Origin of the sequence: Embleya sp. NPDC056575 (assembly GCF_042793325.1) — a bacterium.
In the GTDB taxonomy this organism is placed as follows: Bacteria; Actinomycetota; Actinomycetes; order Streptomycetales; family Streptomycetaceae; genus Embleya.
The window spans coordinates 71,270-97,799 of sequence record NZ_JBHTVA010000032.1; the positions used below are offsets into that span (position 1 = coordinate 71,270).

The 26,530-nt window shown below is 70.6% G+C and carries 24 protein-coding genes; 13 read left to right on the plus strand and 11 right to left on the minus strand.

The genetic code is table 11. The features are described from left to right. Window positions 1-79 precede the first annotated feature (79 nt). The 3 genes from ACFRCG_RS25135 to ACFRCG_RS25145 all read right to left on the minus strand — a co-directional run bounded on the left by ACFRCG_RS25135 (window position 80) and on the right by ACFRCG_RS25145 (window position 3,478). Window positions 80-1,462, minus strand: a complete 1,383-nt coding sequence (locus ACFRCG_RS25135; RefSeq protein WP_380035074.1) for a hypothetical protein — start codon at window positions 1,460-1,462, stop codon at window positions 80-82. A 69-nt stretch (window positions 1,463-1,531) separates the two neighbouring features. Next, on the minus strand, window positions 1,532-1,864 hold the full coding sequence (locus ACFRCG_RS25140; RefSeq protein WP_380035077.1) for a multiprotein-bridging factor 1 family protein: 333 nt from the start codon (window positions 1,862-1,864) through the stop codon (window positions 1,532-1,534). Between the two features lie 687 nt (window positions 1,865-2,551). Beyond that, window positions 2,552-3,478, minus strand: a complete 927-nt coding sequence (locus ACFRCG_RS25145) for a cyclase family protein (RefSeq protein WP_380035080.1) — start codon at window positions 3,476-3,478, stop codon at window positions 2,552-2,554. Between the two features lie 336 nt (window positions 3,479-3,814). Here ACFRCG_RS25145 and ACFRCG_RS25150 point away from each other — a divergent pair, with 336 nt between their 5' ends. The 3 genes from ACFRCG_RS25150 (at window position 3,815) to ACFRCG_RS25160 (ending at window position 6,817) form a co-directional block, all read left to right on the plus strand. Then, window positions 3,815-4,735 carry an SDR family oxidoreductase gene (locus tag ACFRCG_RS25150; protein WP_380035083.1) on the plus strand — a complete coding sequence of 307 codons (921 nt, stop codon included), beginning with the start codon at window positions 3,815-3,817 and terminating at the stop codon, window positions 4,733-4,735. 115 nt (window positions 4,736-4,850) lie between these two features. Beyond that, window positions 4,851-6,035: an acyl-CoA dehydrogenase family protein gene (locus ACFRCG_RS25155; RefSeq protein WP_380035086.1), complete on the plus strand. Its 1,185-nt coding sequence runs from the start codon at window positions 4,851-4,853 to the stop codon at window positions 6,033-6,035. Then, entirely contained in the window at window positions 6,032-6,817 is a 786-nt protein-coding gene (locus ACFRCG_RS25160) for an SDR family oxidoreductase (RefSeq protein WP_380035089.1), read from the plus strand. Before ACFRCG_RS25155 ends, ACFRCG_RS25160 begins: the two co-directional genes overlap by 4 nt. A gap of 172 nt (window positions 6,818-6,989) precedes the next feature. Here the strand turns inward: ACFRCG_RS25160 and ACFRCG_RS25165 are convergent, their stop codons facing one another. Beyond that, entirely contained in the window at window positions 6,990-7,253 is a 264-nt protein-coding gene (locus ACFRCG_RS25165; protein ID WP_380035092.1) for a hypothetical protein, read from the minus strand. Between the two features lie 384 nt (window positions 7,254-7,637). Here ACFRCG_RS25165 and ACFRCG_RS25170 point away from each other — a divergent pair, with 384 nt between their 5' ends. Genes ACFRCG_RS25170 through ACFRCG_RS25190 form a run of 5 tightly spaced genes read left to right on the plus strand, consistent with a single transcriptional unit; the run spans window position 7,638 to window position 12,144 of the window. Then, a complete protein-coding gene (locus ACFRCG_RS25170) occupies window positions 7,638-8,819 on the plus strand; it encodes an acyl-CoA dehydrogenase family protein (RefSeq protein WP_380035095.1) in 1,182 nt (393 codons plus the stop codon). Between the two features lie 12 nt (window positions 8,820-8,831). Further along, entirely contained in the window at window positions 8,832-9,998 is a 1,167-nt protein-coding gene (locus ACFRCG_RS25175) for a CaiB/BaiF CoA transferase family protein (protein ID WP_380035098.1), read from the plus strand. After that, window positions 9,995-10,522 (plus strand): MaoC family dehydratase N-terminal domain-containing protein, encoded by a 528-nt coding sequence (locus tag ACFRCG_RS25180; protein ID WP_380035100.1) that lies wholly within the window; start codon window positions 9,995-9,997, stop codon window positions 10,520-10,522. The genes ACFRCG_RS25175 and ACFRCG_RS25180 overlap by 4 nt, the downstream gene beginning before the upstream one ends. After that, window positions 10,519-10,992, plus strand: coding sequence for a hypothetical protein (locus ACFRCG_RS25185; RefSeq protein ID WP_379999205.1), 474 nt, complete (start codon window positions 10,519-10,521; stop codon window positions 10,990-10,992). Before ACFRCG_RS25180 ends, ACFRCG_RS25185 begins: the two co-directional genes overlap by 4 nt. A 12-nt stretch (window positions 10,993-11,004) precedes the next feature. Continuing rightward, a complete protein-coding gene (locus ACFRCG_RS25190) occupies window positions 11,005-12,144 on the plus strand; it encodes an acyl-CoA dehydrogenase family protein (protein WP_380035103.1) in 1,140 nt (379 codons plus the stop codon). Between the two features lie 1,608 nt (window positions 12,145-13,752). Here ACFRCG_RS25190 and ACFRCG_RS25195 read toward each other — a convergent pair. From ACFRCG_RS25195 to ACFRCG_RS25205, 3 genes are all read right to left on the minus strand, one after another. Further along, on the minus strand, window positions 13,753-14,298 hold the full coding sequence (locus tag ACFRCG_RS25195; protein WP_380035106.1) for an AAA family ATPase: 546 nt from the start codon (window positions 14,296-14,298) through the stop codon (window positions 13,753-13,755). Window positions 14,299-14,407: 109 nt separating this feature from the next. Continuing rightward, window positions 14,408-14,968 (minus strand): GNAT family N-acetyltransferase, encoded by a 561-nt coding sequence (locus ACFRCG_RS25200; protein WP_380035109.1) that lies wholly within the window; start codon window positions 14,966-14,968, stop codon window positions 14,408-14,410. Between the two features lie 171 nt (window positions 14,969-15,139). Further along, the gene (locus ACFRCG_RS25205) at window positions 15,140-15,700 is read right to left on the minus strand and encodes a dihydrofolate reductase family protein (protein WP_380035112.1); all 561 of its coding nucleotides are present in this window, start codon (window positions 15,698-15,700) and stop codon (window positions 15,140-15,142) included. 210 nt (window positions 15,701-15,910) lie between these two features. Here ACFRCG_RS25205 and ACFRCG_RS25210 point away from each other — a divergent pair, with 210 nt between their 5' ends. Next, the gene (locus ACFRCG_RS25210; protein WP_380035115.1) at window positions 15,911-16,786 is read left to right on the plus strand and encodes a GyrI-like domain-containing protein; all 876 of its coding nucleotides are present in this window, start codon (window positions 15,911-15,913) and stop codon (window positions 16,784-16,786) included. Between the two features lie 7 nt (window positions 16,787-16,793). Here the strand turns inward: ACFRCG_RS25210 and ACFRCG_RS25215 are convergent, their stop codons facing one another. After that, window positions 16,794-18,113 (minus strand): DUF4419 domain-containing protein, encoded by a 1,320-nt coding sequence (locus ACFRCG_RS25215; protein WP_380035118.1) that lies wholly within the window; start codon window positions 18,111-18,113, stop codon window positions 16,794-16,796. Window positions 18,114-18,128: 15 nt separating this feature from the next. Further along, on the minus strand, window positions 18,129-18,908 hold the full coding sequence (locus ACFRCG_RS25220) for an SDR family NAD(P)-dependent oxidoreductase (RefSeq protein WP_380035121.1): 780 nt from the start codon (window positions 18,906-18,908) through the stop codon (window positions 18,129-18,131). A gap of 196 nt (window positions 18,909-19,104) precedes the next feature. Here ACFRCG_RS25220 and ACFRCG_RS25225 point away from each other — a divergent pair, with 196 nt between their 5' ends. The 4 genes from ACFRCG_RS25225 to ACFRCG_RS25240 all read left to right on the plus strand — a co-directional run bounded on the left by ACFRCG_RS25225 (window position 19,105) and on the right by ACFRCG_RS25240 (window position 23,771). Further along, window positions 19,105-19,830: a hypothetical protein gene (locus ACFRCG_RS25225; RefSeq protein WP_380035124.1), complete on the plus strand. Its 726-nt coding sequence runs from the start codon at window positions 19,105-19,107 to the stop codon at window positions 19,828-19,830. A 109-nt stretch (window positions 19,831-19,939) separates the two neighbouring features. Then, a complete protein-coding gene (locus ACFRCG_RS25230; protein WP_380035127.1) occupies window positions 19,940-20,563 on the plus strand; it encodes an ArsR/SmtB family transcription factor in 624 nt (207 codons plus the stop codon). Window positions 20,564-20,732: 169 nt separating this feature from the next. Next, on the plus strand, window positions 20,733-22,844 hold the full coding sequence (locus ACFRCG_RS25235; protein WP_380035130.1) for an MMPL family transporter: 2,112 nt from the start codon (window positions 20,733-20,735) through the stop codon (window positions 22,842-22,844). Window positions 22,845-22,949: 105 nt separating this feature from the next. After that, window positions 22,950-23,771, plus strand: a complete 822-nt coding sequence (locus tag ACFRCG_RS25240) for a class I SAM-dependent methyltransferase (RefSeq protein WP_380035132.1) — start codon at window positions 22,950-22,952, stop codon at window positions 23,769-23,771. A 408-nt stretch (window positions 23,772-24,179) separates the two neighbouring features. Here the strand turns inward: ACFRCG_RS25240 and ACFRCG_RS25245 are convergent, their stop codons facing one another. Continuing rightward, on the minus strand, window positions 24,180-25,166 hold the full coding sequence (locus tag ACFRCG_RS25245) for an acyl-CoA dehydrogenase family protein (RefSeq protein WP_380035135.1): 987 nt from the start codon (window positions 25,164-25,166) through the stop codon (window positions 24,180-24,182). 49 nt (window positions 25,167-25,215) lie between these two features. Then, entirely contained in the window at window positions 25,216-26,403 is a 1,188-nt protein-coding gene (locus ACFRCG_RS25250; RefSeq protein WP_380035138.1) for an acyl-CoA dehydrogenase, read from the minus strand. Between the last annotated feature and the right edge of the window lie 127 nt (window positions 26,404-26,530).

The following is a 26,530-nucleotide window of genomic DNA, read 5'->3' on the forward strand; positions in this document are numbered from 1 at the left end:
GAGACCACCTCTGATCAGCCCGTAATCACACACGTGTCACCACCACGCGCGGTTCACCACCGGTGCCACAGCAGCGACTTCACCCCACACGCCCCACCCCGGCGAAATCAAGAATCCGCCACATCACCGCGCCCGGAAGCGCGGGATTGGCCGCCGCACTCGGCCCGAGTTCCGGGTCGTCCAACACCGCGAGCAACCGCTCGCCCGCCAGTGCCGGATGCCGCGCGAGCGCCGTACGCACACACCGCTCCGAATCGGCGAGCAACCGGACGACCACCTCGATCGGCGCGTCCGGATCCCGCAGCACCAACTCCCGCATCCCGGGATCCGGATCATCGGCGAACCGAGCAAGCCCACGCGTCGGAAACCCCGGCCGCCAGGTCAGCCGCTCCCGATGCCGCCCCCGAAAGTCCCGATACGCCCGCAACAAAAACTCCGGCGCGACCCCCGCCTGGTGACGGCAGGTCAGCACCCGCACCCCGAGGTCGGAATCCCCCACAAGGACGTCCCGCGCCTCCCCCGAGAGCCCACCCGAACAAGCCGCGATCCGCCGCATCCCGGCATGCGCAGAACGCGCCCACGTATCGGGCGTGCCCGCCGCCGGACGCGCGACGTACCGAACCGCGTCGTCCAGATCCTCCAACTCCGGCACCCGGTAATCGATCGCCGCTCGCTGACCCTCCGTCAATTCCGGCCGCATCGACACCCGGTAACGCACAGCCGGATCGGGATCACGCCCGAGCACCGCCACCAGATCGGCCGGCAAATGCGGATTCCCGGCGGCGTGATACCGATAGTGCGCCGGCGCTTCACCCCACACGATCCGCTCGGCATCGGCCCGCGCGAGCTGCCGCCGAGAGATCGCCGTCTCACTGCCACGGTTGATGGGTGCCCAGTCGATGTCGGTGAGGCACCGCCGCGCATCGCCCGCCGCCCTCTCGGCTCGCTCTCGAACCTCCCGCACGGGATCTTGGATCAGCGCCCTCCGCTCGGCGGAGGTGAGCGTTTCCCACCACCCGCACGCCATCGAGCGCAGTTCCGGCTCCGGCCGTCGCGCGAACGATCGGAAGATGTGCGACGGCGTGTCGCGAGCGGCCAGGAACTCCTGAAGCATCTCGCCCCGAGTCAACATGCGATCGCGGGCATCGCTCCGCAACGACATCACCCACGTGAGAAACCGCGCGTATCCCTCGTCCGGCAACGGACGCGGATCCCCATCGGGATGCCGCCCACCGCTCAGCGTCCGCGCCACCACGCGCCAATCCGAGTCCGTGACCAAACGCGCCCGCTGCAGGGGGTCCACGTACGGATTGGTCCCCAACGCCATGCGCACCCAACGATCGGGATGCCCAAGCATCACCTCGATCACGTCCTGCGGCAAGCACTCGACCTCGGCCAACGCCGCCCGAACCCCGGGCCGCTCATGCGCGGCCACCGCCCGCAACACAACCTCCCGGGACACCGCAGGATTCCGCAGCACACCCGCAACCAGCCCGTCGACCACAACCGTCCCCCTCCCCTGCCGAGCACCTCAGCCGGCGTGCGGCGTGAGCACGACCCCCGACGCGTCCCCGTCCAGGGTGACGCGCACCGCCGCATCGAGCGCCGCCGCCAATCGAGCCGCCAAGCCCGGTGTGGGCACCGTGCCGCCGAGTTCGAGCCGCGCGATCTGCGCCCGCTTCACCTCCGCTCGGCGGGCCGATTCCCGCTGCGAAACACCCGACGCGGTTCGCCGGTCGTAGACCGCCTGCCCGAAGTCGAAAGCCACCCGGATCTCCATCCGCACGGCCGCGACCTCGGGCAGCTCGACATCGCCGACCACGCGGCGCCGCTCCCGAGCAAGCCGCCATCGCGCGTGGTCCATGCGAGCCCTCCCGTCGTGGTGCCGCGATCAACCCCCCGTCGGATCGATGCTCGCCCCACCGACCGCGCGAGCCAAGTCCGCCGCGCGGCCCGGCGGGCTCACGCCCCGCGGTGATCGTGCCCACGAAGTGGCCTCTGCGGGCGCCGCGTTGGACAAGGCGGCCGCAGGTGGGTGGTGGGCCGTGGTCCGAAGTCACCGCCGTGGTCCCCCCGGGGCCTTCGCGGAGACCAAAAGGCTTGCCGGTGAGCGTCACCGGGTAACGCGTGTCCAGCACTTGCCGACCGCCGAAAGCCTCATGTGGCGCCGCACCGCATCGGTGACACGGCGTCGCGTGGGCGCGGTGGTGCGCAAGTTGCCGGAGTTACTGCTGTGTCGCCCGAACCGCGGCGCAGACGAATCGTGATCTGTCGCGCGAAATCGGCGCCCCGAGGGTGTTGACGGGCCGTCCGACACTGATCACCCTGAGTGTGGCGGTCGTTCGCGAGGGGACGACGAGGCGCCCGGGTCGTGCCCCGGGTTTCCTCGACGAAGTGGGACCGCCGCCGTTCCGGGCCTCGTCGCGGTGCCCGGAACGCACGCGGGCCCCGGGACGGGTCGATCCTGTCCGGGGCCCGCGCGCCGTGCGATCTACGCGTGTTCGGCAAAGCGACCGGCCCGAGCCCGCAACGGCCCGCCCGCCCCGGGCCCCTACTTGATCGCCACCGGATTCACCGGCGTCCCCACGCCCCCCACGAAGGGCTCCGGCGACGCCTCCAGGAAGAACTCGTACACGCCGTCCGCCGCGCAGTCCTCGGACAGCTCCTCCAGGTTCCAGTTCTGCCCCTGGAGCATGCCCATCTCCACCAGGTGCAGCGCGTGCACCGCCATGAAGCAGTCCTCGATCTCCGGCGGGAAGACCTCGAACGTCACCGTGTCGTTGGCCACCGCCGCCACATCGCGCGCGTGGAACCACTCGGGCGTGCGCACCGACAGACCCGGGCCGTAGAAGTACATGTCCTTCTCGCCCGCGAAGTACTGCCGGATCTGCCCCGTACGCACCAGCACGATGTCGCCCGCGCGCACCTTCACGTCGCCGAACTCCTCGGCCGCCTCCAGGTCCGCCGGCGTCACCGCGTACTCCGGCGCCAGCATGTCCACCCCCTTGGCCCGCGCCACGTCCAGCAGCACCCCGCGCGAGACCAGCGTCCTCACGTTGTGAATGCCCAGCTTGCGCGCGCCCTCCTCGGCGGTGACCGTCTCCTTCGCCGAGTGCCCGTTGTACAGCCGGTCGTCGTACGTCGCGTGGGTCAGCCCGTCCCAGTGGGTGCCCGCCTGGATGCCCATCGTCACCGCGTCGTCGCTGGTGGCCACCGTCCCGGGGCCGAAGACCTCGTGGTTGACCAGGAACGTGGTGCGCTTGGGGTTGTCCCGGCCCGGGATCATCCCGTTCTGGATGCCGTCCTCGCGCAGCTCGACGGCCAGCGAGAAGCGCTTGCCGGTGCGCACACAACCGGCCGCCGCCCGGACCACGTCGTCCGTGATCAGGTTGATCGTCCCGATCTCGTCCTCCCGTCCCCAGCGGCCCCAGTTGTTCACGCGTGCGGCCAGTTCGTGGAACTCGGGGGGCAGCGACATGGGGGCCTCCTCCAGGCGGTGGTGACACGTGCCGACGGGCACGAATACCCACGGGCACATTCTCGAACGGATCCGGGAAGCGTGCGCCGTGCTGTGTGCTGCGGCACTCTACCCAGGAAAACTAACGGATCGTCAGATAATGTCGAGAGGGCGTTCTCACAGGCCGCGCACCTTGCGTACGCAAGGCGGCGAGGCTGTTGTACGCCCGCGCCCGGCGGGACCGGCGGCCCCGGCCGCACCGACCGACCCGGACGTGCCACGACCGACCCGACCTGGGCCTCGGCCCTCGATTCCCGGGGCCTACTGGCGAGGCCACCGACAAGGAGCGGACAACACATGGGTGACTTCCTCACGGGCAAGGTAATCGCGGTCACCGGCGCCGGCCGCGGCATCGGCCGGGCCGTGGCGCTCGCCGCCGCCGCGCACGGCGCCAAGGTCGTCGTGAACGACTACGGCGTCGCCATGGACGGCAGCGCGCCGACCAGCGAGGTCGCCGACGCCGTGGTGAAGGAGATCGAGGCGCTGGGCGGCGAGGCCGTCGCGGTCGCCGACTCCGTGGCCACGATGGAGGGCGGCGCCCGCATCGTGCAGGCCGGCGTCGAGAAGTGGGGTCGCATCGACGGCGTCGTCACCGTCGCGGGCAACCTGCGCGAGCGCATGCTCTTCAACATGACCGAGGACGAGTGGGACAGCGTCATCGCCACCCACCTCAAGGGCACCTTCACCGTCGTACAGGCCGCCTCCAAGGTGATGAAGACCCAGGGCTTCGGCTCGATCGTCGGCTTCACTTCCGGGGTGTACGCGCTCGGCTCGGTCGCCCAGGCGAACTACGCCGCGGCCAAGGGCGGCATCGTCTCCTTCGTGCGCTCCGCCGCGCTGGGCCTGAACAAGTACGGCGTCAACGCGAACTGCGTCGCGCCGGTGGCCCGCACCCGGATGTCCGAGGGTGTCCCGCAGACGCTCAAGGAGATCGGCGACCCCGAGGACGTCGCCGAGCTGGTGGTCTTCCTGCTCTCCGACCACGCCAAGAACATCACCGGCCAGGTGTACACGACCGCCGGACCCAAGATCGCGCTGTGGGACCAGCCGCACGAGATCAAGACGATGTACGCGGCCGACCGCTGGACGGCCGAGGAGATCGCCGAGAAGCTGCCGACCCAGATCGGCCAGGACCCGATGCCGGTGCTCGCCCAGCTCAAGGAGTACGCGGCCGCCGCGGCGAAGAAGAAGGCCGCCGAGGCCGCCGCCGGCAACTGACGCGACCCCCGACAGGCGACGCACGCGGGGTCGGTGCGCACCGACCCGGTCCACCGACCCCGCGCGCGCGGCCGTCGTCCCGCCCGCACGGCGAGGCGACGAGATTGGACTGGCTGTGGATTTCCGGTACAGCGCCGAAGACGAGGAGTTCCGGGCCGAGGTCCGCGCGTGGCTCCGGGAGAACCTTTCCGGTGAGTTCGCCGCGGCGGTCGGTACCGGCGGTCCCGGCAGCGAACACGAGCACTTCGAGATCCGCCGGGCGTGGGAGCTGCGCCTGGGCGAGGGCGGCTGGATCGGCCTGGCCTGGCCCCGGGAGTACGGGGGCCGCGAGGCGTCGTTGATGCAGCAGGTGATCTTCGGCGAGGAGTACGCCCGTGCCCAGGCGCCCGGCCGGGTCAACCACATGGGCGAGAACCTGCTCGGCCCGACCGTGCTCGCGTTCGGCACCGACGAGCAGAAGGCGCGCTTCCTGCCCGCCATCGCGCGCGGCGAGGAACTGTGGTGCCAGGGCTACTCCGAGCCGGGCGCCGGCTCCGACCTGTCCAACCTGCGCACCTCCGCCGCGGTCGACCCCGAGTCCGGCGACTGGCTGATCACCGGCCAGAAGGTATGGACCTCGCTCGCCCACGAGGCGAACTGGTGCTTCGTACTCGCCCGCACCGATCCCGGCTCGCAGCGGCACAGGGGCATCACCTTCCTGCTCGCGCCGATGGACCAGCCGGGCATCGAGATCCGCCCGATCGTGCAGCTCACCGGCACCAGCGAGTTCAACGAGGTCTTCTTCGACAAGGCCCACGCGCGCGCCGAGCACGTGGTGGGCGAGGTGGGCGCGGGCTGGGGCGTGGCGATGGGCCTGCTCGCGTTCGAGCGTGGGGTGTCCACGCTGGCCCAGCAGATCGGCTTCGAGATCGAGTTGGACAAGGTGGTCGCAGAGGCGAAGGCCAACGGCGCCATCGAGGACCCCGTCCTGCGCGACCGGCTGCTGCAGAGCTGGATCGACCTGAAGGTGCTGCGCTGCAACGCGCTGCGCACGCTCGGCTCGCCCGACCCCGGTGCGGCCTCGGTGGCCAAGCTGGTGTGGGCGGGCTGGCACCAACGCCTCGGCACGCTCGCGATGGACGTGGCCGGCGTCGAATCCACCCTGGCCGTCGCGGCTCCGTACGAACTGTCCGAGGCGCAGCGCCTGTTCCTGTTCACCAAGTCCGACACCATCTACGGCGGGTCGAACGAGGTGCAGCGCAACATCATCGCCGAGCGCGTCCTCGGCATGCCCCGTGAACCGCGAGGAGACGCCAAGTGACCCCCACCGCCGCCCCCACCTACGTCGAGGGCCACGGCCTGCTGACCGGCAAGACGGTCCTGATCACCGCCGCGGCGGGCACCGGGATCGGCTTCGCCGCCGCCAAGCGCGCCGCCGAGGAGGGCGCCGTGATCGCGATCAGCGACAAGCACGAACGCCGCCTGGGCGAGGCCGCCGACGAACTCGCCAAGCTGATCGGGTCGCGGCCGTTGGCCGTGCCCTGTGACGTCACCGTCGAGGACGACGTGCAGAACCTGATCGACACGGCCGCGCGCGAACTCGGCGGCATCGACGTGCTGATCAACAACGCCGGGCTCGGCGGCGAGGCCAACCTCGTCGACATGACCGACGCGCAGTGGGACCTGGTGATGAACGTGACCCTCAACGGCACGTTCCGCTGCACCCGGGCGGCGCTGCGGCACATGCGGCCGCGCGGGAAGGGCGTGATCGTCAACAACGCCTCGGTGCTGGGCTGGCGGGCGCAGAAGGGTCAGGCGCACTACGCGGCGGCCAAGGCCGGCGTGATGGCGCTGACCCGCTGCTCGGCGGTGGAGGCGGCGGAGTTCGGGGTACGGGTCAACGCGGTCGCGCCGAGCATCGCGATGCACGCGTTCCTGGCGAAGGCGTCGTCGGAGGAACTGCTCGACGAGTTGTCCTCACGCGAGGCGTTCGGCCGCGCCGCCGAGCCGTGGGAGGTGGCGAACGTGATGGTCTTCCTCGCCTCGGACTACTCGTCGTACATGACCGGCGAGGTCGTCTCGGTCAGTTCACAGCGCGCGTAGGCCATCACGACGGCGCGCGGGGCGTGTCGCGATATGGGCGCGTCCAGGGCCGTGCGCATCGCGGCCCGGACGCGTCGCGGTGCGCGGGTTCGCCGCGCGCCGCCCGTTCTTGACGCAGCGTCAGCCCGACACCCGCCGCCGCGAGATCCGGCGCGGTGCCGCTGACGCTGCGTCAACAACCGGTCCTGGGACCGGGTATCAGCCCGCGCAGCGACCGGGCCGGGCGTCGGCGCGCACCCGCCCAGTCGGGCCCGCGGCTGCCGCGGGCGAGGAAATCGAGGATGTCCGGCAGGAGTTCGGAGACCCGGTACGGCGGGCCGTCGGCGTCGGTCTCGTCCGGGTCGGGACCGGTCGCGTCGTCGGCCTCGAACGCCGACCACTCGACCTCGCACCACGGGTGCTCCCGACCGCATTGCGGGCAAGCATTTCCGCTCATGTCCACCCACGATAGGTGGTCGATCGCGGACGCGCCGTAACTTTTCCGGACTTGTCCAGAACCGCTTCGTCGGCCCTGGCGTGATCATGCCCACCCCGGCGCCCCCACACGCCCCGGCGCGCACGCGGGCGCCGAAACCGAGTACGCGCCGACGAAACACCGACTGCGGCAAGAACGCACCGGAGCCGAACCGAAGCCGTCACGCAAACGACCCGCCCCGATCCCGACGAGACGGGGCCCACACATCATTTGCCGACCGCCACTCGAAATGAACCCAGGCCGGTGTTACCTTGATCTGACTATCCGTCAGGTTCTGTGCCGGCTGCCTCACCTGCACGTACACAGGTGAGGCTGCCGGCATGGGCGCGCCCCGAAAGGCGACCCGTGGACTTCGACTTCTCCCCCGACCAGACCGCGTTCAGCGAGACGGTCGAGCGGTTTCTCGACGCCAATCCCGACCCCGAAGTGTTCGATGTCACCCGGGAGAACATGGCCCAGGTCGTCGACACCCCCGCACGCCGCGCCTACATGCGCAAGATGGCCGACCAAGGCTGGCTCGGCATCACCTGGCCCGAGGAGTGGGGCGGCCAGGACGGCGACGGGGTCTACGAATACCTGCTCAACGAAGCCCTCGCCGGGCGCGGTGGACCGCAGATCGGCAAGGGCGTCGGCATCATCGGCAAGACCCTGCTCGCGCACGGCAGCGACAAGCTCAAGGCCGAGTTCCTGCCCAAGATCCTGAACAACGAGGTCGAGTTCGCGGTCGGCTACAGCGAGCCCGAGGCCGGCTCCGACGCCGCCTCGATGAAGCTGCGCGCGGTCCGCGACGGCGAGGGCTGGCGGCTCAACGGCCAGAAGACCTGGACCACTTCCGCGCACTTCGCCGAGTGGTACTGGGTCGGCGCGCGCACCGACCCCGACGCGCCCAAACACCACGGCATCACGCTGTTCCTGGTGCCGATGGACCACCCGGGCATCACCGTCCGGGCGATCTGGACGATGGGCGACGAGCGCACCAACGACGTCTTCTTCGACGACGTCTGGGTCTCCGACGAGTACGTGGTCGGCGAGCTGAACAAGGGCTTCCAATACATCTCCCAGGCGCTCGACCTCGAACGCTTCACGATGTTCTCGTTCGCCCCGATCCAGCAGCGGCTGAACGTACTGACCGAGTACGTCAAGGAGGCCACGCGCGACGACGAGCCGCTGCGCGAGGACCCGATCGTGCGCAAGCAGCTGGCCACGCTGGTCACCGAGGCCGCCGTGGCGCGCCTGCTCGGGCTGCGCGTGGTGGCCGCCGCGGCCGGTGGCGGAAAACCGCCCACGGTCGAGGCGTCGGGCTACAAGCTCTACGCCACCGAGCTGTCCAAGCGGCTCGCGAACGCGTCGATGGACATCGCCTCGCCGGGCACCCAGCTGCGGGTGGGCACCGAGGACGCGCCGATGACCGGTCGCGCCGACTCGACCTACCGCTACACCGTGCTGGACACCATCGGCGGCGGCACCTCCGAGGTGCAGAAGAACATCATCGCCCGGCGCGGCCTCGGCCTTCCCAAGAACTTCTGACGAGGCCGCGTCATGTCCGGAGAGTTCCTGCAAGGCGTCACCGTATTGGACCTGGCGAGCGTGGGCCCCGCCGCCCGCGCCTCGCGCTGGCTGGCGGACTACGGCGCCGACGTGATCAAGGTCGGCCCGGTCCCGGCCCGGAGCGGCGTGCAGATCGCGCCGCCCTACTACTCGTACAGCGCGCACCGGCGAATGCGGCGCGTGCTGCTCGACATGAAGGCCCCCGAGGGCCGCGAGGCGTTCCTCACCCTGGTCGAGGGCGCCGACGTGGTGATCGAGAGCTTCCGCCCGGGTGTGGTGGACCGCCTGGGCATCGGCCCGGACGCGGCCTCGGCGCGCAACCCCTCGATCGTCTACTGCTCCACGTCCGGCTTCGGCCAGGACGGCCCGTACGCCCAGCAGGCCGGGCACGACCTGAACTACCTGGGCGTGGGCGGCTTCCTGCACGTGTCCGGGCCGGGCGCGGACGGTGGGCCGCCGATCCCCGGCGCGACCGTCGCGGACAGCGCGGGCGGCGGGATGCACGCGGTGATCGCGATCATGGGCGCGCTGTTCCGCCGGCAGCGCACCGGCGACGGCGCGCGTCTGGACGTCTCGGTGGCCGACGGGATGCTTGCGCTGATGGCGCTGGGCGTGGACGAGTACCTGGCCACCGGCGTCGAACCGGAGCCCCGGCACGGCATTTTGACGGGCCGCTACGCGTGCTACGACACCTACCGCGCGCGGGACGGCAAGTGGCTGGCGGTGGCCGCGATCGAGGGCCGCTTCTGGGCCAACCTGTGCCGGTTGACCGGGCTGGACAAGTGGGCGTCGCGCCAGCTCGACGACGACGCGCAGGACGCGATCCGGGCGGATCTTTCGACGGTGTTCGCCGGCCGTGACCGGGACGACTGGGTGGCCGAGCTGGCCCCCGCCGACACCTGCGTGTCGGCCGTGTCGTCCGTACCGGAACTGCTGGCCGACCCGCAGTATCTGGCCCGCGGCGCGTTCACCACCGCAACCCACCCCGCCCAGGGCGAGTTCCGCCAGGTGGGCCCGGTACTGGCCGGTCAGCAGGCGCCGACCGAACCGTACCCGGTCCGCGAATCCGGGATCACCGACACCGACGAGCTGCTCGCCTCCGCCGGGTACACCCCCGACCGGGTGGCCGAGCTTCGTGCTTCAGGAGTGGTCGCATGACGGCACAGGACACCACGCTGCCCGAGGACGTGGCGGCACTGATCGGCAAGGTCCAGTACGAGAAGCGGGGTGACTTCCCCGCCGAGCGCGGCTACATCTGGACCTCGTGCGCGTCGGTGCAGAACGGCAATCCGCTGTTCTGGGACGACGCGGTCGCGGCGGAGCTGACGGATGGTCATATCGCCCCGCTCAGCCTGCTGTCCGCGTGGGCCCGCCCGCACTACTGGGCACCCGGCGCGGAGGGTGAGCAACTGTCCCTCCAGGTGCACTTCGACCTCAAGATCCGCTTCGAACTGCCCGAGGCGATCATGACCGACAACACCAACGTGTTCTACGAACCGGTGCGCCTGGGCGACATCGTGACGTCGCGTCAGGTGCTTCGGTCGGTCAGCCCGGAAAAGCGCACCAAGCTCGGGATCGGCCGCTTCTGGGTGATCGACGTCGAGTACCACAACCAGGACGGCGCCCTGCTCGGCACCGAGTCCTACACCGGCTACGGCTACCGGCGGGAGGCCACCGCATGAGCGACCTGACCCTGGACCGGTTGGCCAAGGGCGACGCGCTGCCGACCTTCGGCGTGGACGTCACCGCGACCACGGTCATCCTGGGAGCGTTGGCCAGCCGCGACTGGCGGCCGATGCACCACGACTACAAGTTCGCGGTCGAGCGCCAGGGTGTGCAGGACATCTTCCTGAACACCCCGAACCAGGCAGCCTGGTTCGAGCGCTACCTCAACGACTGGACCGGCCCGAAGGGCCGGATCGGCCGGATGGTGTTCCGGATGACCAAGCCGGTCTTCCCGGGCGACCACATGCTGCTCACCGGCACGGTGGACGACGTCTCCGTGGACGAGACCGGCTGCGGCTGGGTCCGGGCCGAGATCTCGCTGACCGTCGACGGCGCGGTCCGCACCACGGCCACCGCGCGAATCGCGTTGCCCACCACCCCCGACGACAACCCGTGGGACCGGCGCGGCGAGCGCTGGAAGCCCTAGAGGAGACGCGCGATGGACCTCGATTTCACCCAGGAACAGGACATCCTCCGGGAGACCGTGCGCGGCCTGACGGCCCGGCACGCCGACCTCACCGTCGTTCGCGAGTTGGAGAACGACCCGGTCGGCTATCCCAAGGACTTCTGGAAGAAGCTCGGCGAGTCCGGCCTGACCGGTCTGACGCTCCCGGAGAAGTGGGGCGGGTCGGAGATGACCACGCTCGACGCGACCGTGGTCTACGAGGAGTTCGGCCGCTCCCTCGCGCCGACTCCGCACTTCGTCAGCTCGGTCCTCGTCGGCGGTGTGCTGGCCGCGGCCGGGTCCGACGAGCAGCGCGAGAAGTACCTGCCGGGCATCGCGGCGGGCACCACCATCGCGAGCGTGGCGTGGCTGGAGCCGGACCGCGGCTTCGGCGGCAAGGGCGTCGCGCTGGCGGCCCGCGCGGACGGCGACGGCTACCTGCTGTCCGGTACGAAGCGGCACGTCGCCTACGCGGCGGCGGCCGACGTCCTGCTCGTGCTCGCCCGCACCGGCACCGCGGGCACCCCGGGCGATCCGAACCAGGGCGTGTCGCTGTTCCTGGTCGACCCGAAGGCGGCCGGGGTCACCACGACCCAGCAGCAGACGATCGCCTCGGACACCCAGTACCGCGTCGAACTCTCGGATGTGCGAGGTGAGTTGGTCGGCACGGCGGGGGCCGGCTGGCCGGTCTGGTCGGACGTGCTGCACGACGGCCTGATCCTGCTCGCGGCCCAGGCGGTCGGCGGCGCGAAGCGCGCGCTGGAGATCACCGTCGAATACGCCAAGCACCGCAAGCAGTTCGACAAGCCGCTCGGCGCCTTCCAGGCGATCGCGCACAACATGGCCGACGCCTCGACCGCCGTCGACGGCGCCGAGACCCTGGTCTGGGAGGCCGCCTGGTCCCGCGACAAGGGCCGCGACACCGCCCGCCTGGCCCCGATGGCCAAGCTCTTCGCCGCCCGCACCTACCGCGAGGTCACGGACCTGGCGGTACACGTCCACGGCGGGATGGGCTTCACCCTGGAATGCGACGTACAGCTGTACTTCCGCCGCGCCAAGTCCCTGCAACTCAACTGGTGGGACGACCGCTACCTGGAGAACCTGATCGCGGCGGACGTACTCGACAAGGGCTGAACACACCGACGACGCCCGGCCCGAGGGCGACTCCCGCAGATGCGGGGGTCGCCCTCGTTCGGTTTTCCGAGTGTGGTCACGCCGTGGGCGGCCTTCGGCGGCAATAGGCGGCAAGGGGGCAACCGGCCATCGGGTCGACCCGCGTCCGCGGCGCGCATCGCGCTTCGGGTTACGCGGGCCGGTCGGTGGCCTGTCCGAGTCGGCGGTGAGCCGCTGCCGGCGTGCGGGGCTCCGAGACTCGAAGTGCGCGGTGAGGCGTGTGCGTTGCTTGGCGAACCCGGCCGGCAGCGGCGGGGAGGGTGGGCGCTCGGGTCGAGTCCGCCGGGCGGCGTTCCCGAGTGGGTCGGGTGCTTCCGGCGAGCGTTGCGCTGTTGGTTGCGGGTGGCCTGGTGCGGGGCCGGTCAGAGTCGGTGGTGGGCCGCTGCCGGCGTGCGGGGCTTCGAGACCCGGGCTCCCGACGAGACGGGCGCGTTGGTCGGCGAAAACCGACCGGCAGCGGCGGGGAGGGTGGGCGCTCGGGTCGAGTCCGCCGGGCGGCGTTCCCGAGTGGGTCGGGCGTTTCCGGCGAGCGTTGCGCCTTTGGCTGCGGGTGGCTGGTCCGGGGCCGATCAGAGTCGGCGGTGAGCCGCCGCCGGCGTGCGGGGCTCCAAGACTGCGAGGTCTCGACGAGACGGGCGTGTTGCTCGGTAAAAACCGGCTGGCAGCGGCGAGCAGGGAGGGCGCTCCGGTTGAGTCCGCCGGCGAGCCTTCCCGAATGGGTCCGGTGCTTCCGGCGCACGTTGCGCCTTTGGCTGCGGGTGGCTGGTCCGGGGCCGGTCAGAGTCGGCGGTGAGCCGCCGCCGGCGTGCGGGGCTTCGAGACCCGGGGCTCCCGACGGGATAGGCGTGTTGGTCGGCGAAAAGTCGAGTCCTCCGAGGAGCCTTCCCGGGCAGTTCGGCGCGTTTAGAGGGGAGTTGGGGTTCGAAACCGGATCGCGATGGGTGGTTGTGGGCTTCGAGCTTCGGTGACCTGCGGTTTTGTGGGGTCGGGGTGGAAAGTCGGGCGTCGAGTGCCGGTTTCGTGCGCTCCGGCCTCCTCAAAGCCGCCGTAGGACCAAAACCCTCCAATCGCCGTCGACTTCGGGCGCTGCGACCTCGCAGAGGCCGTCGAGAAGACCGAAAGTGCCCGGCAGGGGCCGAAACCGGATCCCGAGGCACCTCAAGTGCTCCCTCTCCGCACTGACCTGCGGTTTTCCCTCAGGCCGAGGCCACGGCACCCCACGCCGTCCAGTTTCGTGAACTCCCGCTCCCACACGCCCACCGCACCTCGAAATGCCCCTGCCCGGCCCACTCGGGAAGGCTCCTCGGAGGACTCGACCCGAGTGCCCTCCCTGCCCGCCGCTGCCGGTCGGTTTTCGGTGAGCAACACACGCGCCTCGCCGGAAGCTCCAAGCCTTGGAGCCCCGCACGCCGGCAGCGGCCCACCACCGACTCTGACCGGCCCCGGACCAGCCACCCGCACTTACCCAACGATCCTCGCCGCACCCGCGACGTCCGTCCGGGAACCCTGACCACCCATCACCGCGCACCGGCGCCCACGACAGCCGCCGTCACACCGTCACGCCGTCGATCAACCCGCGACGCGAGCGGTCGCCAAGTCCGCGAGGATGCCGTCGACCGTCTCGGCGGGGGTCAGATCGGAGGTGTCCAACCACAACCCGAGCCGTGGGGTTTCCCGGCGCAGGGCCCCGTCGAGGGCGTCCACCGTCCAGGGCCCGCCGTAGCCGGTCTTGTCCCGGCCGGCCTCCCGCCCCGTCACCGCTTCCGGGCTCGGGGCAAGGACGACGACGTACAGGGGCCGCGTGGCCACGGCGTCCACGAACGCGGCGAGGTGTTCGCCAAGCACCACGTCCTGGACGACGACGGTCCACCCGGCCCGGGCGTACATGTCCGCGACCGCCGCCGAAGCCCCGTGCCGCAGCCGCAGTTGCTCCGTCGCCTCGGCGGTCGGCCGCGGCGTCATCTCCTCCCGGCCCGACACGATCATCCGCCGGAAGGTGTCGCCGCGCAGATGTACGGAACGCGGCAGCCGCTCGGCCAACAGCTGGGCGACCGTGGACTTCCCGGCCGCCATGACACCCGTGACGAGCACAATCGCCGAATCCGGCTCCCGCACCGCAAACCCCCTCGTAGCGAGCCTTCGTCCGATCCTCCCGAAAGCCCGGCCGAACCCGACCCCGCAGGCGACACCGACACCCTCGCCAACCTCCCGAGCGTTCGCCGGTTCAGCCGCCCGCAGCGCCCGCCACCGGGCGGTTCAGCCGCCAAACCACGTCGATCCCGGTCCCGGACGGAGCCACCGGCGGCGTCCCCGGTTCCCGCCGGATCTCGGTGAAGCCCAACCGCCGCGGTATCGCCTCACTCGCGGCGTTGGCCACGTCGTGTGTGATCTCCACGTACTCGAACTCCGGCATGGCGAACATCTCTTCGACCAGCGCCGCGGTCGCCCTCGTGGCGAGGCCCTTGCCGGTGGCGGCGGGGTGCAGCCAGTAGCCCATACGGCGGCCCTGCGGTTCGGGTGCACGGTAGGTCTGGCACATGCCCACGGGGGTGCCGTCCCGGGTGATCGCGTAGTTGTACACGTCACCGTTCGCCCAGCCCTTCTCGAACCGCTCGAGCAGCTTCCGGGTGTACTCCTCGCTGTGCTGAGCCACCCACGGCTCCCAGGGGCGAAGGTGGTCCACGGATTCATCGATCAACGTGAACGCCGCGGCGAAGTCCTCCTGCGCCCGCCAACGTCGCAGGACGAAGTCTCCGCATTCGATGATCTGCCTCGGTTGCGCCATGACCGCCATGATCGTTTGCACGACGCCGCTCCGCAACGGACATCCTCCGGCCACCGCATGGACGTACATCCGCGGCGACGGACGACCGCCGCTCACGGTTCGACGTCCGGACGACCCACGGTCGCGGAGGGCGACGTGGCCCGCTCGACCCCGGCGGAGCCGCCCGTCACCTCACCGGACCTGATAGCGCAGCAGCACGACCCCGCTCCCGAAGGCCCGGCTCTCCACCAGCCGCAGGTCGGTCTTGTCGTCCGTGGGCCGGAACATCGGCTTCCCGCGGCCGATCAGCACCGGGTGCACGTACACCGCGTACTCGTCGATCAAGCCCAACCTCTGGAACGTGGCCGCCAGGTCCGCACCGCCCACCACCATGTCGCCGCCCGGCTCCGCCTTGAGCGCCATGATCTCCTCGGGCACCACGTCCCGCTTGGTCGTGGTGTTCCAGTCGGTCCACTCGCGGGTCCGGGAGAAGACGATCTTCGGCATGTCCCGCCAGATCCCGGCGAACTCCAGCATCGGCCCGACGCTCTCCGGACCGGCGTCCGCCGTCGGCCAGAAGTCGGCCATCAACTCGTGCACGACCCGCCCCTGCAGAAAGGCGCTCATCTTCCGCAGCCGCTCGTTGAAGTGTTCGTGCAACTCGTCGTCGACCGCACTCCAATCGATCTCCCGATTCGGCCCCTCCATGAACCCGTCGAGGGTCACCGACTGCCAGTACACGATCTTGCGCATCGCACACCTCATCGAACTCGTCGCGGACCGAACCACACCGCATCGCACGCGGCACGGCCACGCTCTCAGACGCCGACGACATCACCGGGCCATCCACTCCCCCATTCACCCACCCGACCGAACCGGGCACAGGATGTCGGGTCCGCCCCACCACCCCCTCCCTAGCGTTGTCGGCACAAGGAACACGACGGAAGGGAAGAAGGAATCCACGTGCTGGAGCAGCTGAACCAGGCCCTGGACCACATCGAGTCGCACCTCGACCAGGACCTCGACGTGGCCGAGTTGGCGCGGATCGCCATGACGTCGGAGTACCACCTCCGCCGCCTGTTCTCCGCGCTGGCCGGGATGCCGCTGTCGGAGTACATCCGACGCCGACGGCTCACCCTGGCGGCGGCCGAGGTCCTGGCCGGCGAGCCGACCCTGCTGGAGGTCGCGGTCCGCCACGGCTACTCCTCGGGCGAGGCCTTCGCCCGCGCGTTCCGCGCCATGCACGGCGTGGGCCCGGGCGAGGCCCGGCGTACCGGTGCGGTGCTCAGCGCACAGCCGCGGATGTCCTTCCGACTCATCATCGATGGGAGCAGCACCATGCAATATCGGATCGTGCACAAGGACGCGTTCCGCGTGGTCGGCAAGAGGGCCAGGGTCCCGCTCGTCCACGAGGGCGTGAACCAGGCGATCGCCGAGTTCGTCGGGGGCATCGACCGGGAGACGACCGCCCGCATCAAGGCCCTCTCCGACCAGGACCCGGACGGGATCGTCGCGGTCACCGACAACCTCGACCCCAGCCGCGCCGAGGGCACCGAACTCGACTACTACCACGGCGTCGTGACGAACAATCAGGTTCCCGACGACCCCGACGCCCTCGACACCCTGGCCGTCCCGGCCGGCACCTGGGCCGTCTTCGAGAACTCCGGCCCGTACCCGCAGGCCCTCCAATACCTGTGGCGCGACATCTTCACCCAGTGGTTCCCGTCCAACCCGTACCGCAGCCGCCCGGGCCCGGAAATCCTCCGCGTCCGCCCCACCGAAGACGGCACCCGAGCCGACGCGGCCCTGTGGATCCCGGTGGAACCCACCGCGCCCTGACCCGAGTTCACCAATACCGCAGGGCAAGGCCGAAATCCGGACCGCAGCAATCCCAGCACTCGGTCTCACCTGCGGCCGAGGTGACGTGGCCGACATACCAATGACCGGCCTCGTCCCGAACGACCCGCGGTCCCTCCATGTCGATCACACAGTCGGCGTGGAGGGGCCGGCCGTCGAAGGTCACGGTGCCGGGAGTATCGAGAATCCGGACCTCGGGGCAGCCGGTGAGTCGCCGAATGTCGGCCAACGTCCAGGGCTCGGGCAAACGCTGGTCACGGGGTTCGGCATCGGGAAGGAACTCGACCACGGCGGTGCCGAGTCGGGGCCGGATCCACTCGCCGTCGCGCTCGATGCCCAGAATGCCGCCGAGGAAGCCCATGTCGAACGAGCCGGCGAGGGATTCCCACCGAAAGGGCACCTTGGAGACGTGCGAGGGGAAGTGACCCACGGCCGTGCGGCCCGCTCCGAACTCGTCCTTGGGAACAGGCCCGCCGTCGCCGTACCGGTGGGCGAGGAAGGCATTGATCCATCCGGTGACCGAGTCGCCGCCGGACGCGGACCGATACTTGTAGATCGACCGCCAGAACTCCTGATCCACGCCGTCCCCCGCGGCGGTCGCGGCGATGGTGTCCAGCACCGGGGCCAAGCCCGCGAACCACGCCCGCAGCCCCGCGAACCGCTCGGCCAATCCGCGCACCCGGGCAGCGAGCAGACGCCAGTCCTCGTCCGTACCCTCCAGCCGGATCCGGGGAATGCCGCACAGTGTCTTCCAGTGGAAGTCGTAGTAGGGCCCAACCACATCCAGCAGTGCCACCAGCACGGCGGCGGCATCGGCGGCGGTGGTGGTCGAGAAGGCCGGTTGGAAGAGATCGGCCGTCTCCGCCCCGATCCGCGCTCGCAGCGGCCCTCGCACCAGACCGATCGAGCGCCCCCAGTCGAGCGGCGCCGCGTCGTCGCGCACGACGATGGTCTGCCGCTGCCCCGGGGTATCCGTGAACAACTCCGCGTAGGTGTCGGCATTGAGCCGCACATGGACGGCTACCTCGTGAACGACGACGTACCACAGCACGTCCGGCGACAAGGCGAGCGGCAGATGGGCCGAGAAGCACATGTGCATGGCCCGCGACAACAGACTGGCCGACGACTCCGTGACCTCCGGAGCATCGGTCGGCCGGCCCACCATGCGATCCGTATCGAGGTGGTGGAATCGCGCCGAACTCCCCACCACCGCCCGCAGGAACCGACCGTTGCCGATCTCGGCCGGCTCGTCCGCCCACCGAGCCACCCCGGCATCCGCACCGAGCGGCAGGTCGATCTCGAACGCCATGCGCTCTCCTCTCCGTCAGACGCCGTAGCCGCCGTCCACGTCCAGCTTCTGGCCGCTGATGAAACCCGCGCGGTCGGAGGCCAGGAAGCAGACCGCCTCGGCGATGTCCGTCGCGCCGCCGAAGCGTCGCAGCGGGATGTTGCGGCGGGCCACGTCGAGTGCGCGGTCGTCGAGGTCGCCGCTGTCGATCAGCCGCGCGGCCATGCCGTCGGTGAGCATGCCGGGTCCGACGCAGTTGGCGCGCACCCCGAAGCGGCCCTCCTCGGCCGCGATGCCGCGCACGATGGCCTCGACCGCGCTCTTCGTACAGGACGACAGGCCGTCCCGCACCGGGAATCGGCTGGTGGCCGCCGTGGTGACCGCGACCAGGCTGCCGTTGCCCGCCGCGCGCAGATGCGGCAGCGACGGGTGTACCAGGTTGAAGAACGCCGCGGCGTCGCCGTCCAGTTGCTCGCGGTACTGCGCCGGGGTGACCCGGCTCAGGTGCAACATCGGTACGTGCGGCCCGGCCGCGTACACCACCGTGTGCACCCCGCCGAACTCCGCCGCCGCCTCCGCCACGAACGTCGCCACCGCGTCCGCGTCGGTCAGATCGACCCGCCACGCACGAGCCCGCCGCTTGTACTCGACCCGGGCCTGCTCGGCGACGGCCTCGGTCGCCGCGGCGCCGTTGCGATAGGTGACCGCCAGGTCCGCCCCCCGCTCGGCGAACAGGCGGCAGATCGCGGCCCCGATCCCACCCCCGGCCCCGACGACCACGACCGCCCCCGCCCGGCTCCCGAAGTCGCGCTCCATGACTGGCTCCCTAGCTGCCGAGCTGATCTGACGATCAGTCAGGAATATCCCCGGCCCCGCGAACTGTCAACGGACCACCGCCCTGATCTGCACAAACGACGACCGCCATACTGAGCCGGCCGCACCCCACCCACCGCCTCTCGCGAAGGTTCGTGCACTGGTACGTGTTCGCCCGCACCGGACGGTCGGCCCGCTCGTGATCACCCTCCTGGCCGCCGTGACGGCGGGCGCGAGTCCCGCCGAGGAACCGGCCGACGCCTCCTCCGTGAAGCCGCGCACCGTGACGGTCCAGAGCCCGAGCGCATCCGAGGCCGACGCCGGCACCGGCGGCGCCTTGTCGAAGGCGGAGCTCAAGCGGGTGCTGCTGAAAAAGACGGACATGCCGCAGGGCCGGCAACTCGACGTCGACTCCGACCGGGACGACGACAAACCGCCGGCCATGGCGGACGACTGCGATCGGCTGACCGCACAGAGCAATCCGGCGTCCGGGGTGTATCGCGTCCTGGCGAAGGCATCGATCGTCAGCCACGATCCCGCCCCCGGCGGCGCGGCATACGCGATTCTCGGCGCGGGCCTGACCTCCCTGTCGGCCGACGACGCCAAAAAGGTCATCCCCACCGCCCGCGACCTGCTTCCACGATGCGTGGACCAGCGTGTGACGAAGGACGGCATGTCCGGCCTCTTCACCACCCGAGCCTTCGACTTTCCCCACCTCGGCGACGAAAGCCTGGCCTTCGAGGCCATCTCGCGCACGGACACGGGGCCGGCCTGGGTGCACTCGATCGTCCTGGTACGCGTAGGCACCACCATGATCCGCGTCGTGCGCGTCAACCTCACCGGCACCACGCCCCAGCACCCGGACGAAGCACTGGTCCGGAAGCAGGTCGAGCAGGTTCTCGCCGGTCCGAACAAAGCCGGCTGACGCTCGGGCCGCTCTGCCTCCGGCCGACCCGCGTCCAGCACACACAAAGATGCAAAACTTCTTTGCAAAAGCTCTTTGCAACTTCCCGGTCCGCGCTTAGGCTCGCCATGTGACCACCTCCCAGCCCCCGGAGCGCCAGGAGATCACCGACCTCGACGCGCTGCGCCTGCTCGCGCATCCCCTGCGCTACCGGATCGCCCGCGCCCTGCGCGACGGGCCGGCCACCTCGACCTCCCTCGGCCGCGCCCTGGGCCTGAGCAGCGGGCTGGCGAGCTACCACCTGCGGCAGTTGGCCGAGCACGGGTTCATCGAGGAGGCCCCGGAACTGGCCAAGGGCCGCGAGCGCTGGTGGCGCGTGATCAAGACCGATCGACGCTTCCCGATGCGCAGCGAGCAGACCACCGAGATGCGGGCCGTCTTCGACGAGATGACCCGCCTCGACCTCGCCGCCGACCTCGAACAACTGGCGCGGCTGCGGATCGAGGGCACCGACCTGCCCGGCGAATGGGCCGACGCGGTGCCCTTCTCGCACAGCGAGATCAAAGTGACCTTCGACGAACTCCTCGAATTCTTCGAGGAGTACATCAAGCTGCTCTACCGCTACAAACGCTCCCCCGAGGACACCCCACCCGAGGCCCGTACCGTCCTGACCCGCTTCTTCGCGTTTCCGGAACCGGCGGAACCGGCCGAACCACCATCGCAGTCGCCGGAGCCGCCGCCCGCCCGAGCCTGACCCGAAACACGCACGAACCAATACCCGAAACCAACACCCGCGCCCGGCCCCGCGACGACCCCGGGCCGTCGAGTTGCAGCTCGACGGCCCGGAAGGCGGAGGCCGCACCCCACGTCCGCGAGGACGTGTCTTCACGAGCGCGCGCATCCACCCACGAGGAGATCATCCCGTGTTCCGTACAGGCAAGTCGCTCACCCCTGCCCACAACCACCCACCGGGCCGCGATCCGGCCGTCGAGCGAACCCCCCGGCCGGCGACCGGCAGGCGCCACACCTGGCCGGCGCTCCTCGCCTGGCTGATCCTGATCGCCATAGCCATCCCCCTCGCCTCCCAACGCGCACCGCACTCCCGCGACAACACCACCGTCGAACTCCCCCGCGGCGCCGAATCCACCCGAGTCGCCGAACTCACCGACCGCTTCCCCGACGGCGACCTCGCGGACGGCATCCTGATCTACGCCCGCCCCGGCGGCCTCGGACCCGCCGACCTCGCCAAGGTCGAGGCCGACCGCACCGCCCTCGCCCCGCTCGCCCGCGGCCCGATCGCCGCCGCCGGCCGCTCCGCCGACGGCGCCGCGATCACCCTGGTCGTCCCGCTCGATGCCAAGGCCGGGGACGGCCGTACCCCCGCCGACCAGGCACGCAAGGTCCGCGACCGGGCCCGCGCGGAGCTGCCGGCCGGCCTGACCGTACGACTGACCGGCCCGGCCGGCAACGCACTCGACGCCGAGGACGCGATCGAGAGCACCGGCCGCACGCTGACCCTGGTCACCGTGCTCGTGGTGGCCGTCCTGCTCCTGTTCACCTACCGCAGCCCGATCCTGTGGCTGCTGCCCCTGGTCTGCGTGGCCGTCGCCCTCCTGCTCAGCCGAGCCGTCGGACACCTCCTCGAACGTTTCGCCCACCTCACCGTCGACGACGGCAACACCATCACCGTCACCGCGTTGCTGTTCGGCGCCGGCACCGACTACGCGATGCTCCTCCTGGCCCGCTACCGCGAGGAACTGCTCCGACACCCCACCCCGTACACCGCGATGCGGGTCGCGCTGCGCCGGGCGCTGCCGTCGATCGCCGCGTCCGCCGCGACGGTCGCCGCCGCGCTGCTGTGCCTGCTCGCCGCCGACATGGGCTTCAACCACACCCTGGGGCCGGCCGGCGCGATCGCGATCGGCTGCGGCTTCGTGGTGATGGCCACCCTGTTCCCGGCGCTGCTCGTGGTCCTGGGCCGCCGGGTGTTCTGGCCGCTCATCCCGCGCCACGGCGCCGCGCCGAGCGCCGGCCGCTCGATCTGGCCCCGCCTGGGTCGCGGCGTGGCCCGCCGCCCGCGCGTGGTCTGGATCGGCGCGAGCCTGGCCCTCGGCGTACTGGCCCTGGGCGCCCTCGGCGTCGAAACCGGCCTGGACGACGCGCACACCGTGGTCGGCGAACCCGACTCCGTCGCCGGGCAGGAGCTGCTGGCCGCGCACTTCCCGGCGGGCCGGAGCCGCCCGGTCCGCATCGTCGCCGACGCCGCGTCGGCGGACGCCGTCACCCACGCCCTGCGCACCGTCCCCGGCATCGGCACACCGAGCGCACCGCTCCGCTCCACCGACGGCACGCTGGTCGAGATCCGAGCCGTCCTGGACGTGCCCCCGGACAGCGACGCCGCCGTCGACCGGGTGTCCGCGATCAAGGCCGCCGTACACGCCGTCCCGAACGCCCACGCCCTGGTCGGCGGCCCCACCGCGACCGGCGTGGACAAGGCTGCGGCCCAGGCGCACGACCGGCGCACGGTCATCCCGTTGGTGGTCGGCGTCGTCTTCCTGATCCTGGTGCTGCTCCTGCGCGCCCTGGTCGCGCCGCTGCTCCTGATGGCGACCGTACTGCTGTCCTACCTCGCCGCCCTCGGCCTGAGTTGGCAACTCTTCCGCCACGTCCTGGACTTCCCGGCGATGGACGTACAGATCATGCTGGTCGGCTTCCTCTTCCTGGTCGCACTGGGCGCCGACTACAACATCTTCCTGATCCACCGCATCCGCGAGGAGGCCCGAACCCGCGCCCACGAATCCGCCGTCCTCACCGGCCTGACCGCCACCGGCGGCGTGATCACCGGCGCCGGCGCGGTCCTGGCCGCCACCTTCGCCGCACTCACCGGCGCGCCGCAGGTCGCCTTCATCCAGATCGGCGCCCTGGTCGCCCTCGGCGTGCTGATCGACACCTTCCTGGTCCGCTCGATCCTGGTCCCGGCACTGGCCCTGGACACCGGCCGCGCCTTCTGGTGGCCGACCCGCCGCCGCCCGTAGACCCCGGACCCGGGCGAAGATCCCGTAGCGTAGTCCGCGCCGGACACACAGCGACCGGCAACGACACAGCGATCAGCGGGTGTTCCACACCGGGAGGCCAAACCGATGGCGTTGCCACCGTCCGAATCCCCTTCGTCCGAAGCCCACTCGTCCGACGACCCGATCCGCGTCCTCGACGTGACCACCGACGACTACCGCCGAGCCTTCGAACTCTTCCTCGCCGGATCGGACGAAAAGGCCGTCACCCACGCCCACCTGCTCGCCCTGGTCGAACAGCTGCCCCGGCGCTCGGTGTTCCTCGACATCGGGGCGGGCTCCGGGGCGACCACGCGGTACCTGGGCAGCCGCTTCGAGCGCACCATCGCCATCGAACCCAGCAGGTACATGCGCGACGCCCTCCGCCTCACCTACCCGGAGGCGGAGGTGCTGAGCGACCCCGTCGAGACGGCCGCGCCGCCCACCCTCGCCGACTTCGCGCTGTGCTCGCACATGTTCTATTTCCTGCCGGAGTCGCAGTATCTGCCCACGGTGCGCCGACTGCTCGACTGGGTCCGCCCGGGCGGCGAACTCGTCCTCGTCCTACAAAACCCCGACAACGAATGCATGCGCCTCGTACGGCACTTCTACGACATCCGCTTCGACTTGTCACCGACGGCAAAGGCACTCGAAACCGGCCACGAGGACCTGGTCGAGTCCTGCACCCTCGAAACCCTCCCGGTCCGCTTCCACGCCGACAACCTGCCGGACACCCTCGCGGTAGCCGAGTTCATGGCCAACGTCCCAGACCTGGCCGAACGAACCAGCCGCCCCACCCGCCGAGACCTCGAAACCTACGTCCGTACCCACTTCACCGACCCAACCGGCACCGGCTACACCGTCCACCACGACCACGACATCATCCGAATCAAACGCCCCAAAACCCCATGACCACCCCAGCCGGCACATGAGCCCGATTCAGCCCGACCGGCGCATGAGACCACCCAACCGGCCGGCCCGGCGTTCGAGCCCAACCAGCCCGGTCACCCGGTGAGGCCACCCAAGGCAGCCAAACCACAAGCCTCCACAACCGGGCCGGCACATAAGCCCTATTCAGCCCGGCCGGCGCTTGAGGCCACCCAACCCAGCCAAAACACAAGCCCCCACAACCCAGCCGGCACATAAGCCCTATTCAGCCCGGCCGGCGCTTGAGGCCACCCAACGCAACCCAAACCCAACGCCGGCCGAACACCCAACCCAACAGCCCGCCACACCGCCCGCACCCACCACCCCCACAGCCCGGCCGGCGCTTGAGGCCAGGCGTTTGAGGCCACCCCAAACCCAACGCCGGCCCCACCGCTAAAGAGTCGCAGCCAACGCCGCCTCGTTCTCCTCCGCCGCCCCGAACTGCGTCGCATGCACCCACGACCGCTTCACATACAGATGCACGTCCACCTCCCAGGTGAACCCCATCCCCCCATACACCTGCGTGGCGTCCTTCCCATTCCGCGTCGCCGCGTCGTCCCCCATCACCTTCGCCGTCAACACCGCGACCTCGACATCCCCCACGGCCGGGTCATCCAACGTCACCGCCGCCGCGTACACGGCCGCCCGAGCGATCTCGGTCCGCACCAGCATGTCCGCACACAGGTGCTTGACCGCCTGGAAACCCCCGATCACCCGACCGAACTGCTCACGCTCCTTCGCATACTGCGTAGCCAACTCGGTGAGCCGCCCCGCAATGCCCAACTGCAGCGCGGCCGTGAGCACCGCCCCGACCCGCCGCCACTCCTCCGCGACCCGCGCATCGGCCACCACTTCGCCATCCGGCAGCTCGTCCACCGCCGTCACCGGCGTGAACGGATCCACCGGATGCGCGACCGGCGTCCCCCGCACCGAAGCCGGATCCACCCGCCGGATGCCCTCGTCCGTCAGCACCAACAAACAATCCAGTGCGTCCAGATGCTCCACCAGCAGCGGCCACGAGTCGCCCTCGATCAGCCCGACCACCACGTCGCCCGCGGCCGCCTCCTCGCCCAGCCGACCCGGCAACGACGCGGCCAGATGCGTGGCCACCAGCGGCCCGGGCAACAACACCCGCCCGGCCTCCTCGTACACCAGCGCCGCCTCGGCCACCCCGAGTCCGACCCCGCCCGCCTCCTCGGCGATCCGCAGCGAGAAGAAGCCGGTCTCGGCCAGTTCCCGCCACAGCGCACGATCCACCATGCCGGGCACCGGCGCGCTGTCCACCAGCGCCCGCATCCGCTCCCGGTCGAACCGGCCCTCGCAGAACTCCCGTACCCCGGACCGCAGATCGCGCTGGTCCTCGCTCAGCTGGAAATCCATGTCCCGACCACCTCCTCGCTCAGCCTCGGCCGAAATCCCACGACCCCGCTCACCGTTCCTTCGGCAGGCCGAGGATGCGCTCGCCCACGATGTTGCGCTGGATCTGCGACGTACCCGCCGCGATCGTGTACGACAGCGACGACAGCCGCTCGTCCATCAACGTCGCGCCCGGCAGCCCCGCGACGTCGTCCACGGCCAGGGCGCCCCGCCCGAGCAGCCGGTGCGCGAGTTCGTACACCTTCTGCTTCGTCTCGGAGAACCGCAGCTTGAACACCGAACCGCCGACCCCGGGCACCCCGGACCGCTGCGCCTCGGACACGTTCCACTTGGTCAGCGCCCACAGCGCCTCGAACTCGGCGGTCAGATGGCCCAGTTCGCGCCGCAACGCGACATCGTCCCAGGCGGTGGCCTGACGCCGCGTGACCTTCTTGGCCAGCGCCGCCAATTCGCGCAACAGCCGCTGACACGCCACCACTTCGCTGACGAACGCGGTGCCGCGCTCGAACGACAGGGTGACCATGGTGACCCGCCAGCCGTCGTTCTCCTCGCCCACCCGGTTGGCCACCGGCACCCGTACGTCGTCGAAGAACACCTCGGCGAACTCCGAGGTTCCCATCACCGTTTCCAGCGGCCGGATGGTGATCCCCGGCGTGTCCATCGGCACGATCAACCAGGTGATGCCCTTGTGCTTGGGCGCGTCCGGGTCGGTGCGTACCAACATCTCGCAGTAGTCCGCCACTTCGGCGTGCGAGGTCCAGATCTTCGAACCGTTGACCACGTAATCGTCGCCGTCCCGCACCGCCCGGGTGCGCAGCGAGGCGAGGTCGCTGCCCGCTCCCGGCTCGGAGAAGCCCTGACACCACACGTCGTCGCCGCGCAGGATCCCCGGCAGATACCGCCGCCGCTGCTCGTCGGTGCCGGCCGCGTCGATCGTCGGCCCCGCGTGCAGCAGGCCGACGAAGTTCGCCCCCACGTAGGGCGCGCCGGCCCGCTCGGTCTCCTCCAGGAAGATCAGATGCTCGGTGGGCGTGGCGCCCTTGCCGCCGGCCTCCACCGACCAGTGCAGGCCCGCGTATCCGGCGTCGAACAACAACCGCTGCCACGCCGTGTCGTAGGCGCGCCGCCCGGGCCAGTCGTTGCGATCGGGCTTGGGTGGCAGCAACGGGATGGCCTGATCGAGCCACGCGCGCAGTTCCGCGCGAAAGCCCTCCTCGGCCTCGGTGTACCGCAGGTCCATGGTCGTCGACTCCCTGTCGAACTGGGAACGGGCAAACGAAAAAGCGAACGAAGACGGCCGAACCGAGGCGTCCGACCGCAGCGGCCCGACCGAAGCAACCCGCCGCAGCGACCCGACCGCAGCGGTC

Bases quoted from the DNA above. Each gene is read 5' to 3' on its own strand.
- ACFRCG_RS25250 (WP_380035138.1), bottom strand. From the start codon at position 26,403: ATGGACCTGCGGTACACCGAGGCCGAGGAGGGCTTTCGCGCGGAACTG.
- ACFRCG_RS25185 (WP_379999205.1), top strand. From the start codon at position 10,519: ATGAGCGACCTGACCCTGGACCGGTTGGCCAAGGGCGACGCGCTGCCG.
- ACFRCG_RS25245 (WP_380035135.1), bottom strand. From the start codon at position 25,166: ATGGATTTCCAGCTGAGCGAGGACCAGCGCGATCTGCGGTCCGGGGTA.
- ACFRCG_RS25165 (WP_380035092.1), bottom strand. From the start codon at position 7,253: ATGAGCGGAAATGCTTGCCCGCAATGCGGTCGGGAGCACCCGTGGTGC.
- ACFRCG_RS25180 (WP_380035100.1), top strand. From the start codon at position 9,995: ATGACGGCACAGGACACCACGCTGCCCGAGGACGTGGCGGCACTGATC.
- ACFRCG_RS25175 (WP_380035098.1), top strand. From the start codon at position 8,832: ATGTCCGGAGAGTTCCTGCAAGGCGTCACCGTATTGGACCTGGCGAGC.
- ACFRCG_RS25200 (WP_380035109.1), bottom strand. From the start codon at position 14,968: ATGGCGCAACCGAGGCAGATCATCGAATGCGGAGACTTCGTCCTGCGA.
- ACFRCG_RS25190 (WP_380035103.1), top strand. From the start codon at position 11,005: ATGGACCTCGATTTCACCCAGGAACAGGACATCCTCCGGGAGACCGTG.
- ACFRCG_RS25145 (WP_380035080.1), bottom strand. From the start codon at position 3,478: ATGTCGCTGCCCCCCGAGTTCCACGAACTGGCCGCACGCGTGAACAAC.
- ACFRCG_RS25150 (WP_380035083.1), top strand. From the start codon at position 3,815: ATGGGTGACTTCCTCACGGGCAAGGTAATCGCGGTCACCGGCGCCGGC.
- ACFRCG_RS25240 (WP_380035132.1), top strand. From the start codon at position 22,950: ATGGCGTTGCCACCGTCCGAATCCCCTTCGTCCGAAGCCCACTCGTCC.
- ACFRCG_RS25220 (WP_380035121.1), bottom strand. From the start codon at position 18,908: ATGGAGCGCGACTTCGGGAGCCGGGCGGGGGCGGTCGTGGTCGTCGGG.
- ACFRCG_RS25205 (WP_380035112.1), bottom strand. From the start codon at position 15,700: ATGCGCAAGATCGTGTACTGGCAGTCGGTGACCCTCGACGGGTTCATG.
- ACFRCG_RS25140 (WP_380035077.1), bottom strand. From the start codon at position 1,864: ATGGACCACGCGCGATGGCGGCTTGCTCGGGAGCGGCGCCGCGTGGTC.
- ACFRCG_RS25215 (WP_380035118.1), bottom strand. From the start codon at position 18,113: ATGGCGTTCGAGATCGACCTGCCGCTCGGTGCGGATGCCGGGGTGGCT.